This window comes from Chryseobacterium mulctrae, assembly GCF_006175945.1.
GTDB lineage: Bacteria > Bacteroidota > Bacteroidia > Flavobacteriales > Weeksellaceae > Chryseobacterium > Chryseobacterium mulctrae.
The window spans coordinates 2,744,312-2,756,489 of the sequence record NZ_VAJL01000001.1 but is presented as its reverse complement, the minus strand read 5'-3'; the positions used below and the strand labels follow the sequence as shown (position 1 = coordinate 2,756,489).

Here is a 12,178-nt window from a genome sequence, read left to right as displayed (position 1 = left end):
TTATTTTTTATAGGATTTAAAATTCTGAAAATAAACTGTATTTTTGCATCAGTAAGTCATCCATCTATGAAGCTTTCTGTAGCGATAATTACTTTTAACGAGGAAAGAATAATCGAAAAAAATCTAAATTCAGTTCACGATTTAGCCGACGAAATTATTATTGTCGACAGTTTTTCTAAAGACTGTACAGAAGAAATTTGCTCAAAATTCCCGAAAGTAAAATTTATTCAGCAAAAATTTTTAGGTTTTGGAAAACAGAAGAATTTTGCGATTGAACAATGCCAATCAGAATGGATTTTATTTTTAGATTCTGATGAAATTCCTGACGAAGAGCTGAAGAAATCAATCAGAAAAACAATCTCGGAAGCACAACCCGAATTTAATGTTTATGATGTTGAATTCAACAATATTTTTTTAGGAGAAACGCTGAAATATGGAGGTTGGGGAAATATAAAAAGAGAAAGATTGTTCAGAAAAGGTCACGGTAAATATTCTGAAGACATTGTACACGAATCATTTATCACAACTGAAAATAAAGGAAAACTGAAAGGAAAGATCAATCATTATACTTATAAAGACATTTATCATCACATTGAAAAGTCTAATAAATATACCTCGATGATGGCCGAAAAGATGTATAAAAATGGTAAAAAATCAAACATTTTTAAAATTCTTTTTAAACCTATGTTTCAGTTCTTCAAATCATATTTTTTACGTTTAGGATTTCTTGACGGTTTGGTTGGTTACTATGCTGCAGCAACAGCAGCTTTTTACACCTTCCTTAAATATAAAAAACTTCACGAAATTCATAAATTCAGATAGAATATGGTTCAGTTTCTTAAAAGAGTTTTAGGGCTTTCAAAGAAAGAAAGCATTAGAATTTTGATGTATCATCAGGTTTTACCGCAATCTATCGCATATAAAAATGATTTGATTGTTACGGTTGAAAATCTAGAAGAACAACTGATTTATATTAAAAATAATTTCAAAACTGTATTTTTCAAAGATTTAGAAGCGTCAAAATCTATTGAGAATAAAATTATTTTAACCTTCGATGATGGGTATTACAATAACTTACAATATCTGATTCCACTCCTCGAAAAACATCAATTGAAATCAACCATTTTCATTCCTACAGAGTTTATTCAGAACAATCTTAATGGAGATGAAAAAGTCTACATGAATTTTGATGAAATAAAATCTTTGAATCCTGATTTAGTGGAAATTGCTTTGCACAGCCATTATCACAGAAATTTCTCACAAATGACATTATCAGAAGCGGAAGCAGATCTCCTAAAAAACATTGAAATTTTAGAACAGAACGAAATCAACTTCACAAAAGTTTTGGCTTATCCTTACGGCAAATTTCCAAAAGAAAAAGAACGTAAAAAAGAATTTTTCAAAATGCTCGACAAAATCGGAATTGAATCTGCAATGAGAATCGGAAATAATGTAGCATCTTATCCTTTTAAAAAGAAATTTGAAGTCAACCGTATCGACATCAAGTATGGTGATTCTTTAAAAACCTTTAAATGGAAGCTTAAATTTGGGAAAACAAAACTTTAATCTAACAGTCTTTTGTATAATCCTTCATAAGATTCAGCCATGCTTTTATAACTGAATTTTGAAGCTCTTTCTTTCAATTTCGTTATATAGTTTTCCTTATCAACATTAAATTTTTCAATACCTTCATCATAAATTCTCTTCATAGAATCAGACGAAAAATCATTAAAGTAAAACGCTAAATCTCCTCCAATTTCCGGAAGGCTGGTTAAATTACTTAGAAAAACAGGTTTTCCAAAGAACATAGCTTCTACCGGAGGAATACCAAAACCTTCTGCCAATGACGGATGACAATAGGATTCGCAATGTTGAAGCAGAAAATATTTTTCATTATTCTCTACATTTTCAAGAATATGAACCTTCTTTTCTAAACCTAATTTTTTAACTTTTTCAAGGAATTTTTCTTTGTATTCAGATTTTGCTGAAGAAGTGATTAAAACCAATTCTCTTTCATTTCCAGTGATAAGATTGAGCAAAACTTCCTGATTCTTCTTTGGGAAAAGCACCCCAATATTGAGAATAAACTTTCTGTCTATAAACTCATATTTTTTTTCAGAACTAAAGATTTCGTTTTCAGGAAAAGTCAATCCATTATATATCACGTCAACTTTTATGTCGTTTTTTAGGGAAAACAAATGTTTATTTTTAAGGAAATCATCCTTTACAAATTCTGAAATACAGACGATAGCATCTGCATTTCCTATATTTTTCTGAACAAGTTTCTTAGATTTCTCAATTTTTCTTGCAGAGCTTTTATCATGAAGAAAATTTAAATCATGCAGCGTAACAACTTTTTTTTGATTAGATTTTTTAGAATGAAAATAATCTGATAACTGATGTGTTACATGAATTAATGAAAAAGGCGAAGTATTTATTTTAATTTTTTTCTGCCAAAATTTCCAGTTAATGATCTTAAAATCAGACTGGGTTGCAGGAATATTTTTCTCTGGTCCGTAAAGAGTGTAATTGAAATGGCACAATTTTTCGTCTAATCCTCGGATTAATGAAATGCAAACATTTGCAATTCCTGATCTTGGATATTTAAGTCGCTCAACATCGATAAGAATATTCTTTTTCATGAAAAATATGGGCTTTTTCCCAAAAATAGAAATTTAAACTTTAAAATCTTTACTTTTGTTTTATGAAAATTTGTTTAATCAGTTTTGATTTTTGGCATTATGATGAACATATCGTAAATAAACTGAAAGAAAAAGGTGTAGAAGCGTACCACATCAACATCGGGGCTTTTACGCACAAAAACTTTGGGGCAAGGGTGAAAAATGCGATGAGCAAAGTTTTTATCGGAAAAAATCTGAAACACGAAAAAAGACAGAATTTTATCATTGACTCTCTGAAAGAAATAGGAAAACAGGATCAAATTTTAGTCATTAATCCTGAAAGCATAGAGGAGCGTGTACATAAAGTGATCAGAAAGTACGCTGACCGAAATATTGCCTATTTATACGACAGTATGTCGAGAAATCCGGCTCAACATATTTTACATTTTTTTGACACTGTTTTTTCATTTGATGATGAAGATGTAAAAGAACATGGATTTAAAAAAATAACCAATTACAATTATCTTAAATATTGTCCATTTGAGGAACAAAACCCCAATCTTGATCTTTTTTACATCACTTCGTACGACACGCAACGATTGCAGAAACTTAATATTTTAATCAACAAGATTGAAGATTTAAACATCAATTTTAAAACAATTGTGGCCGGAAAAAAAGGTTGGAAAAACAAGATTACTCAGATTGTTGATTCAAAAAACATCAATATCATTAAGTTCAGAACCAAAAATATACCTCAACAATCATTACCAAAACTATACAAAAACACAAAAGTAATCCTTGATCTTCAGCGAGATAATCAAATGGGACTAAGTTTCCGTATTTTTGAGGCAATGGCTTTGGAAAAAAAATTTATTACTGATAATCGCACCATTAAAAATTACGATTTTTATAATCCTGAAAATATTTTGATTCTTAATGACGATTTCAGTAATATTGAAAAGTCTTTTTTTGAAACCGATTATCAAAAACTTCCGGACGACATTTATTACAAATACACCCTGGATAATTGGGTGAATACAGTTTTTAATTTGAGCTAAATGACAAAAACTTCTGTTGCACTTTGTACGTATAACGGCGAAAAATTTATCCGTGAACAAATTGATTCTATTCTTAACCAATCTTTGAAAGTAGATGAAATTGTAGTGTGCGACGATGGATCAACGGATCAAACCCAAAATATCTTAGCTGAATACGAAAATAAGTTTCCAAATATTTTCAAAATCTACATTAATCAAAAAAATTTACGAAGCGTAAAAAACTTTGAAAAAGCCATTTCACTTTGTAGCGGCGAAATTATATTTTTAAGCGATCAGGATGATGTTTGGGAAAACAATAAAGTGAAAATTATCTGCGATTTTTTTGAAAATAACCAAAGTATTGATATTGTATGCTCAAACGGATTTATTATCGATGAAAACAGTTCGCAACAAAATCTTTATACTGTTTGGGATGTCCCAAACTTTTTAAGCGAAAACAAAAAAGAAATCGACTATTTTAAAATTTTTGCAACCATTGGGAATTTTGCAACAGGCGCTTCAATGGCTATCAAAAAATCGTTTATTAATCAGGCTTTGCCCTTTCCAATTGTTGAAGGTTTACATCACGACGAATGGATTGCATTGGTTTCTTCTGAACAGAAAAAGTTTGCTTTTCTAAATGATAAACTCCTCTCCTATCGTATTCATAGCGCACAACAAGTCGGAGGAATTTCTTATTCTAAAGATGAAGCTTCTAAAGAAAAACTGATAAGCCGTTTTGATTATGCTAAAAAGCCTAAGATCTTCAGAGATTTTAAAATAAAACTGAGAACGCTTAATGATAAAGAAAGAAAGTTTTCTGCTTATCTCGAAAAAGATTCTAATGAACATGTAAAGAATTTTTTGAAAGAAGTTCAGCATGAAAAATCAGCTTTATACCAAAAACTAAAATCTGAGCATTTTACTTTTTTCTTATTCTTTAAATATTTTTACCGATGAACAGAATCCTCATCATCATGCATAACTATGCAGGACTTTCAGACCTCATCAAAAAAAATCTTGAGTCTCTGAATTATGACAATGTAGATTTTTTACTGTATTCTGATGAGAAATTCAGATATAAAAACTGGCGTGAGCAACTTAATAATGTTTACAGAAAAACAGTTTTAGGGGATAAAAAGTATAAAGAAATTCTAAGGAAAGCTTTCATAGAAAATACATTGCTGGAAAAGGCTAAAAGATTACCCGAATACGAAACGATTTTGGTGATGACTACCGATTTTTTTTCGGAAGAATTTTTAAATATCATTAGAACAAAAACTAAAAAATTAATCGGTAATCATTGGGACGGTCTCAACAGAACGCCGAATGTTTATTCGAAGCTTAAATTCTTTGATAAGTTTTTCGTATTTGATAAAAACGATGTTGATGAAAAGAAAAACATCTTCTTTCTGACTAATTTCTTTTTTAATTTTGAAGAAAATAAGGATCAACCAACTATTAAAAATGATGTTTTCTATATTGGAACGTATGTAGAAGAGCGATTTGAAACATTAAAAAAAATTTCAGGAATTTTAAGCCTGAAAAAAATCACACAAAAAATACTGCTTTTCAGTTGGGAAAAAAGAGAACCTGAAGGAGAAATCAATTTCACCAATCAGTTTTTGACTTATGATGAAAATATGAGTTGGGTTAAAAGCTCAAACGCTCTTTTAGACTTAAAACTGAAAGAACATAACGGATTGTCTTTCCGGTTTTTTGAAGCGTTGAAATACGAAAAAAAATTAATTACTGATAATCCGGATGTGAAAAATTACGATTTTTACAGACAAGAAAATATCTTCATCATCGGTGAAGATGCTGAAGAGAATCTAAATAGTTTTATTGAAAATCCTTATCAGGAAATTCCTGCAGAAATCAAAAATAAATATAGCTTTGAAAGCTGGTTTAAAACACTTATTTCTTAAGACATGAGCGAGAAAATTTCTATCATTATTCCTTACTACAAAGGTGAAGACTATATTCATGAAACCTTAAAAAGTGTTTATGATCAAACTTATTTGGATTTTGAAGTGATTATTGTGAATGATGGTTCTGAACGTGCCGTTTTAGATTTAATTGAAACAAACGAAGCTTTTAAAAATTTAAAAATCATTCATCAGGAAAACCAAGGACAATCTTCTGCCAGAAATAACGGTGTGAAATCTGCGACTGGAAAATACATTCTCTTTCTGGATTGCGATGATCTTATCGACAAAACATTTTTAGAAAAAACACATCAGATTCTTTCAAAAAATAAAGAAGTAAGAATCTGCTATACAAAAGGTAAATTCTTCGAAAAAACAGACAAAGAATGGGTTTTGCAGCCGTTCAATACCTTTGATTTTTTAATTGAAAACTGCATTCCGATTACCGCTCTTATTTATAAAGAAGATTTTGAAAAAGTGGGTGGTTTTGATACTCAATTAAACTACTACGAAGATTGGGATTTCTGGATTTCTTTAGTTGAAATCGGCATAAAAGTTCATAAAATTGATGAGTTTTTATTTTTCTACAGAATCAGAAATACAACAGATTCGCTGACCAATACAAGCATCGACAACAGCTCGAGACTATCTGATAATTTCTTTGAAATCTATAAAAAACATTATACTTTTTACAAACAAAACGGATTAGATTTTCATAACATTATGAGCTTAATCCGTGAGAATAAAAAGTATAAAGCCAAATATTACAATGAATGGTACCGAAAATTGATGTATCAGTTTTTTAAGCCTAAAAAGTATCAGAAAATTTATAAAAACTAATTCACGAAGCCTAAATACTGAAGCATCTTTTTAATATTCTGCTCCTGAGTTTCTATAGAGAATTTAGAAAGTGGCAAAAGACTGTTTTGATGTAAAGTCTGCCAAAGATTTTCATTATCGTATAATTCAAGAATTTTATCTGCGAAATTTTGAGGATTTTCATCTGAAATCAAAGCTGTTTTTTGATCTTCCAAACTCATTCCTTCCGCTCCTATTCCTGTGGTAATTACAGGTAATTTGAATTCTAAAGCCTGTCCGATTTTTCCTTTAACTCCGGCTCCGTAACGAAGTGGTGCTACAAAAACTCTTGAATTTTCAAACCAAAAATCTACAGTTTCCTGATAACCCAAAATCTGGAATCGATCAGAATGGTATTTTTCTTTTAAATCTGCAGGGAAATCAGGTCCCAAAATAAAGATTTTAATCTGATTATTTTTTGCCCAAACTAATGGTAAAATCTGGTCATGCAAAAATTTCACAGCATCGATGTTCGGTAAATGATTGTAACCGCCGATGAAAAGCAAACCTTCTCTTTCAGAAAAAATTAATGGAACATTCTCTACAGGTTTGTGAATATTACTTACCGTGAAAATTTTATCTTTTTTGACACCGTTTTCAGAAACTGTATTTTTTTCTTCTTCGCTGATAGAAATCACCGCATCTGAAATATTCATTCCGGCATATTCTTTTTCTTTGAAGAAATTTATTTCCTTTTCTCTTTCTTTTGTAACGACATCGATATAATTATTTTCACGCTCTAATCTCAGATAATGAAGGTCAACCATATCATAAATAATTTTTTGACCGTTTATCCTACCATTGATTAAATTGTACCAATGATTAAAACCTAAAGGTCTGAAAATCCAAATCACATCAACGTACGACAAAGCGTCTACAACCTGATGTTCTACATTTATAATTTTATTTTGAGCATTTACATAATCTCTGCAAATTTCAACACCTGCATTTTGAAAATAAGGGATATAATCTGAATCTTTAGCTTCATCAAAATGTTTAACCGCTAAAACAATGTGATGTCCGTTTTTCTGAAGAATCTTTATAATTTCCATAAACCTTCTTGAACCCGAATCCTGATCTGGTTTTGGCATATTTTCTTCCAGAAAAAGAAAATTTGGAATTTTGTAATGGGAACTGTAATTGGTTTTCTCGCTTTTTATATTCTTTTTATCTGTAAAATAAAAATTCCAATGGTTTGCAAAATCTACTTTATCATTGCTATTTGTTGTTTTAAAAGAATTACTAAAACAGGTAACTTCTGAAAGTGGTTGATAATAAGTATTTAAATTTTCTTCTTTTTTTAGCTTTAAACAAAAATCAGCTACTGCAAAATATGGTGAAGAAAAGTTTTCATTCAGTAAATTTAAATCTTCTTTTTGGTTGATTTTACTGAACAATAAACTTCCAGTGCAAAAATCTACTTTTCTTAAAAAATTAAATTGAGGAGCATCAATTGCATTAGACTTACCTAATTCAACGATTTCAGAATTTTCAAAAACTAAATTTCCGGCTTCAATTATGCTATTTTCAGCAGAAATCATTTTAGAACCTACCGCTCCTACATTTTCTTTGATATTAAAAACTTCTATTAAACTTGACAAATAATTTTCCTGAACTAAAACATGCGAATCTAAAAGATAGATGAATTTTCCTTTTGCCTTTTCAATTGAATGATTTATTGCTTGAATTAAACTATTGCTATCTTCATTATTAATGAGGGCTATTCCTTTTATTTTTTCTAAATATTCCTGATTTGCTGTATCTTCATTAATAACAATAACTTCTTTGGAAATATTCTGGTTGTATTTTTCAATCACATAAAGACAATTAAGAACCATTTTCAAATCATTGATCCCGTGAATAATAATTGAAACTTCAGGATTGGTCTGTGCGGAAAAATTAAATGAATGACTTTTAAAAAAATCAAGGTTCTGAAGATCGACAGATATCTTTCTTCTATTTTTGATAAATTGATAATCCTTGATTTTATTTTTAAAAAACCTTTTAATTCCCATTTTAAATTTATTATTTTGTCTAAGTTTTTTGCGAAAACGAATTTAAGCATTTATTTCCTCAACTTTCAAAAGACTCTCATCCTAAACAAAATCATTAATGAATTTTTCTAATAAAAACTTATTATTTTTCTTTCCTGAAAGTCCTTTCTCCAAAAGAGCAGGAAATGTTTTGCGTACTTACACCAATCTTAAACAACTGAAATCATTAGGTGTAAATATTGACCTTGTTGGTGTAGAAGATTATTACAATAGCTTCGGAGATACTGCTGAAGGAATTGATCCTGAAATCATTAATGAAGTTTTTGTTCTAAAAACCAAACCACCCAAGAAAAAACTGACTTTTGAGTATTGGAAATATAAAATTCAGAAAAAATTTAATAAAGAAAATTCTAATCAATATCTTACTCAATATTTAAAAGATAATTTCACTGCTATTCTTGATAAGAAAAAGTACGATTACATCTTTATCAATTATGAATTCTGGACAGACCTCATCCGCAATCAGGATTTAAAAGGAGCCAAAACCATCGTTGATACTCACGACTGGATTACTCTGAATGAGTTTTACAACAATAAAAACTTAGATTTAGGCAAAAGATTTGGTGAAGAAATTAATAATCTTTCGTTTTACGATAAAGTGGTTACCATTTCGCAGGATGAATATTTTATTTTCAAAAGTTTTCTAGGAGATAAAGTAATTAATATTCCGCCAAGTTTTCCGGAAAATTTCGAAGACACAAACACCGAAAAAAAATATGATCTTATATTTGTAGGCAGCGACAATCCTTTCAATGTATTATCGATTAACTGGTTTGTTGAAAAAGTTTTGCCTATTCTTCCTAAAGAAATAAAAATTTGTATTATTGGAAGAATCTGTAAGCATGTTCCGGATCATGAAAGTATTGAAAAAGTATTTTTTGCAGATGATCTAAAGACGTATTATCATGCAAGTAAAATTGCAATCTGCCCAATGCTGAAAGGAACCGGCATAAAAATCAAAGTTGTAGAAGCAATGTCTTATGGAATACCTGTTGTAGGAACCGAAAAAGCTGTTGATGGTTTTTCAGACAAAAAAAATAACGGCTGTATGGTAAGTGATGACGAAAAAGTATTTGCAGATATTATCAAAAACCTTTTAAACAATTCATCAGACTACGAGAAACAAAAACAGGAAGCCATTCATTTTTTCAGGGATAATTTTTCAGAAAAAAAATCGGTTGAGCTTTGGGAAAAAACTTTAAATATCTAAAACGATTACATTAAAGGAAATTTAATCCTGAATAATTTTTTCATAAATTTTAATAAGATCTTCTGCACTTTTTTCCCACGAAAAAAGTCTTGACCTTTCCAAACCTTTTCGAGAATATTCTTGTCTTAAAGATTCATTTTGATATAAACTAAGCATAACTTCCTGCAATGCATTATTGTCTTGAGGATCAAGAGTAATTCCCGCATCTCCCACAACTTCCGGTAATGAGGAAGTATTTGACGTAACCGTAGGAACACCACATTGCATAGCTTCTAAAGGAGGTAAACCAAAGCCTTCGTATAAAGACATATAATAAAAAGAATGAGCATGACTGTACAAACTTGCCAATTCTTCATCAGGAACTCTTCCTGTGATGATTATTTTATGTTTTAATTCTTCAGCATTATTGTATTGCTCGAAAATCTTGTCGTAATCCCAACCTTTTGCTCCTACAAGAACTAAACTTACATCATCAATTTTATTTTCTTTAATAAACTGAAGAAAATTTCGAATTACAAAATCTACATTTTTGCGGGGTTCGAATGTACCTACACTCAGAAAATATTTCTCTGGTAAATTATATTTCTCTTTAATGACATTGAACTTTTCGACATCATTACAAACATAGAAAAGTGATTTTGAAGCCGCTAATAAATTAACAAAAACTTGATCCGGATTCAAATGAGGAGCAAATTCCAGCAAGTCTTTTTTAGTATTTTCAGAAACACAAACTACATAATCGTCTTTTCCAATACTTGCAATAATTTCCTTTATAAAACCAGAAGTAAAATGGAGATCGGGAAACAAAATAGGAATCAAATCATGAATTGTAATAACATTTTTTAAATTGGGAAACTTTCTGATTTCTTTATTAATAGGATAATAAAAAGAATGAAAAATCTGAGCTTCTTTAAAGGTTTCAAAATAAGTATTGGCAAAATTGGAAACTCCAAACTTTTTGTATAGTTTTCGAAATAACTTTTCTTTTCTAAGAGGTAAAAATTTTCTTTTATCTCTATGATTCGCCGCTTTTATTTTTATGGAGTTCTCATTAAAAAAATTGTCTAATTCTCTTGTACTCGTTTCATAATTAAACAAACTCAGATGAGCATAGAAAGTCTCTACTGAATTATTTTCGCTGAGAGCCTTGAACATCTCATAAGTAACACGAAAAATTCCGGTACGGTTATCTTTATAGAAATCTGCAATTACATCGGCGTCTAAGATTACTTTCATCGGGATCAAAATTTGATTTTTTAATTATAAACTAATTTTTTTCTGATACCATTTCAAGTCACGATTCCAGTTCGATTGCAAAACAACACCCAAATAATTCTCTTTAATTGACTCTCTTGTATGACCTTCTTTTATAAAATCCTGAAACTGCTTCTTATAATGAAAAACTTTAAAAAGGGGTTCTTTAGGGAAAAGAGGGATAACATTGCTCTTCAAAAGCCATTCACCGTACCATGTAAATTCACTCGGAAACTCGTGAATAAGATCCGGATAATTGATATTGTTTGCGTCTAAGTAGTTTTTTTGAAAATCTTTCCAAACTTTGTTTGACCAGATTGTTGGTGAAGGACCATAATCGTAGCAAATCCCTTTACGTCCGAATTTAGCCATTATTTTTCTGCTTATATCTTCAAAATATTGTTTCGGATCATCTTTAAAATGCTTACGATTATTACTCAACCAAGAGAACATCTCTTTCTGTTGATGAATGATCGTATAAGGAACATCATCCTGAATAAAATCAGATATGTAAAAATCTTTGATAAAATAAGAATCTGAATCTAAACACACATAGTTTTCTGTGATGTTTAGTCTATGTAACTGAGATTTTACAATTTGTTGATATTGCCAAGGATCTTTATTTTCCATGGCAATAATATCACTGTCTTTTATAACATCAAAAAGATCGGTTTGTAGATTTTGTTTAAAAAAACTAATATCTTCGTCATTTACAGAAATCAGAAGTTTTATTTCATCTTTATTATGTTGATTAATTGACTTAATCAGCTTACTACAAGACTCAAAATCAGCTCTGTAAGTTTTTACGAATAATATTAATTTTTCCATTTAATTATTGTCTGTCATATTCATCACTCAGCCTCACAATATCATCCTCACCAAAGTAAGTTCCTGTTTGTACTTCAATGAAGACAACTGGTTTTTCTGAAAGATTCATGATTCTGTGTTTGGCTCCTAAAGGAATGAAAATACTTTCGCCGTAAGACAATTTTATTTCTTTATCATCCAAAATTATGGTAGCATCACCTTCAATGATCGTCCATTGCTCTTGTCTTTTATGATGATATTGGTATGATAGTTTTTGCCCCGGATTTACCTCAATTCTTTTCAGTTTATAATTAGGTTCGTCTGCCAAAACATAATATTTACCCCAAGGTCTTTCGCCAATTTCTAACATATTTTTTGAATTCAAAATTTATACAAATGTAAATATTAA

Annotated in this window: 12 protein-coding genes; 7 read left to right on the top strand and 5 right to left on the bottom strand. The window is 29.9% G+C overall.

Going from position 1 to position 12,178, the window contains the following annotated elements:
* Window positions 1-66 precede the first annotated feature (66 nt).
* Together FDY99_RS12615 and FDY99_RS12610 are read left to right on the top strand one after the other, a co-directional pair.
* Window positions 67-822 (top strand): glycosyltransferase family 2 protein, encoded by a 756-nt coding sequence (locus FDY99_RS12615; protein WP_139421937.1) that lies wholly within the window; start codon window positions 67-69, stop codon window positions 820-822.
* Window positions 823-825: 3 nt separating this feature from the next.
* Entirely contained in the window at window positions 826-1,566 is a 741-nt protein-coding gene (locus FDY99_RS12610; RefSeq protein WP_139421935.1) for a polysaccharide deacetylase family protein, read from the top strand.
* Here FDY99_RS12610 and FDY99_RS12605 read toward each other — a convergent pair.
* Complete coding sequence (locus tag FDY99_RS12605; RefSeq protein WP_139421933.1) at window positions 1,563-2,642, bottom strand: glycosyltransferase family 4 protein; 1,080 nt, start codon at window positions 2,640-2,642, stop codon at window positions 1,563-1,565. The two genes, FDY99_RS12610 and FDY99_RS12605, sit on opposite strands and share 4 nt — an antisense overlap.
* A gap of 62 nt (window positions 2,643-2,704) precedes the next feature.
* On the opposite strand from FDY99_RS12605, the gene FDY99_RS12600 reads away from it, so the two are divergent.
* The 4 genes from FDY99_RS12600 to FDY99_RS12585 are packed head-to-tail and all read left to right on the top strand — an operon-like array spanning window position 2,705 to window position 6,426.
* Window positions 2,705-3,679 (top strand): glycosyltransferase family protein, encoded by a 975-nt coding sequence (locus FDY99_RS12600; RefSeq protein WP_139421931.1) that lies wholly within the window; start codon window positions 2,705-2,707, stop codon window positions 3,677-3,679.
* Complete coding sequence (locus FDY99_RS12595) at window positions 3,680-4,618, top strand: glycosyltransferase family 2 protein (protein ID WP_139421930.1); 939 nt, start codon at window positions 3,680-3,682, stop codon at window positions 4,616-4,618. It begins immediately after the preceding gene.
* A complete protein-coding gene (locus FDY99_RS12590) occupies window positions 4,615-5,586 on the top strand; it encodes a hypothetical protein (RefSeq protein ID WP_139421928.1) in 972 nt (323 codons plus the stop codon). Before FDY99_RS12595 ends, FDY99_RS12590 begins: the two co-directional genes overlap by 4 nt.
* 3 nt (window positions 5,587-5,589) lie before the next feature.
* Window positions 5,590-6,426 (top strand): glycosyltransferase family 2 protein, encoded by an 837-nt coding sequence (locus tag FDY99_RS12585; protein WP_139421925.1) that lies wholly within the window; start codon window positions 5,590-5,592, stop codon window positions 6,424-6,426.
* Here the strand turns inward: FDY99_RS12585 and FDY99_RS12580 are convergent.
* Window positions 6,423-8,459, bottom strand: coding sequence for a glycosyltransferase (locus FDY99_RS12580; protein WP_139421923.1), 2,037 nt, complete (start codon window positions 8,457-8,459; stop codon window positions 6,423-6,425). The two genes, FDY99_RS12585 and FDY99_RS12580, sit on opposite strands and share 4 nt — an antisense overlap.
* A gap of 97 nt (window positions 8,460-8,556) precedes the next feature.
* Here FDY99_RS12580 and FDY99_RS12575 point away from each other — a divergent pair, with 97 nt between their 5' ends.
* Window positions 8,557-9,708, top strand: coding sequence for a glycosyltransferase (locus tag FDY99_RS12575; protein WP_139421921.1), 1,152 nt, complete (start codon window positions 8,557-8,559; stop codon window positions 9,706-9,708).
* A gap of 21 nt (window positions 9,709-9,729) precedes the next feature.
* On the opposite strand, the gene FDY99_RS12570 is transcribed toward FDY99_RS12575, so the two are convergent.
* The 3 genes from FDY99_RS12570 to FDY99_RS12560 are packed head-to-tail and all read right to left on the bottom strand — an operon-like array spanning window position 9,730 to window position 12,139.
* A complete protein-coding gene (locus FDY99_RS12570) occupies window positions 9,730-10,944 on the bottom strand; it encodes a glycosyltransferase family 4 protein (RefSeq protein ID WP_139421918.1) in 1,215 nt (404 codons plus the stop codon).
* A gap of 24 nt (window positions 10,945-10,968) precedes the next feature.
* Window positions 10,969-11,790 (bottom strand): DUF6492 family protein, encoded by an 822-nt coding sequence (locus FDY99_RS12565; protein ID WP_139421916.1) that lies wholly within the window; start codon window positions 11,788-11,790, stop codon window positions 10,969-10,971.
* Between the two features lie 4 nt (window positions 11,791-11,794).
* Window positions 11,795-12,139, bottom strand: a complete 345-nt coding sequence (locus tag FDY99_RS12560; RefSeq protein WP_074232105.1) for a phosphomannose isomerase type II C-terminal cupin domain — start codon at window positions 12,137-12,139, stop codon at window positions 11,795-11,797.
* Between the last annotated feature and the right edge of the window lie 39 nt (window positions 12,140-12,178).

What these genes read in the sequence shown, in the direction of transcription:
- FDY99_RS12585 (WP_139421925.1), top strand. Translation starts at nt 5,590, where the DNA reads ATGAGCGAGAAAATTTCTATCATTATTCCTTACTACAAAGGTGAAGAC.
- FDY99_RS12610 (WP_139421935.1), top strand. Translation starts at nt 826, where the DNA reads ATGGTTCAGTTTCTTAAAAGAGTTTTAGGGCTTTCAAAGAAAGAAAGC.
- FDY99_RS12565 (WP_139421916.1), bottom strand. Translation starts at nt 11,790, where the DNA reads ATGGAAAAATTAATATTATTCGTAAAAACTTACAGAGCTGATTTTGAG.
- FDY99_RS12600 (WP_139421931.1), top strand. Translation starts at nt 2,705, where the DNA reads ATGAAAATTTGTTTAATCAGTTTTGATTTTTGGCATTATGATGAACAT.
- FDY99_RS12570 (WP_139421918.1), bottom strand. Translation starts at nt 10,944, where the DNA reads ATGAAAGTAATCTTAGACGCCGATGTAATTGCAGATTTCTATAAAGAT.
- FDY99_RS12615 (WP_139421937.1), top strand. Translation starts at nt 67, where the DNA reads ATGAAGCTTTCTGTAGCGATAATTACTTTTAACGAGGAAAGAATAATC.
- FDY99_RS12605 (WP_139421933.1), bottom strand. Translation starts at nt 2,642, where the DNA reads ATGAAAAAGAATATTCTTATCGATGTTGAGCGACTTAAATATCCAAGA.
- FDY99_RS12595 (WP_139421930.1), top strand. Translation starts at nt 3,680, where the DNA reads ATGACAAAAACTTCTGTTGCACTTTGTACGTATAACGGCGAAAAATTT.
- FDY99_RS12575 (WP_139421921.1), top strand. Translation starts at nt 8,557, where the DNA reads ATGAATTTTTCTAATAAAAACTTATTATTTTTCTTTCCTGAAAGTCCT.
- FDY99_RS12560 (WP_074232105.1), bottom strand. Translation starts at nt 12,139, where the DNA reads ATGTTAGAAATTGGCGAAAGACCTTGGGGTAAATATTATGTTTTGGCA.
- FDY99_RS12580 (WP_139421923.1), bottom strand. Translation starts at nt 8,459, where the DNA reads ATGGGAATTAAAAGGTTTTTTAAAAATAAAATCAAGGATTATCAATTT.
- FDY99_RS12590 (WP_139421928.1), top strand. Translation starts at nt 4,615, where the DNA reads ATGAACAGAATCCTCATCATCATGCATAACTATGCAGGACTTTCAGAC.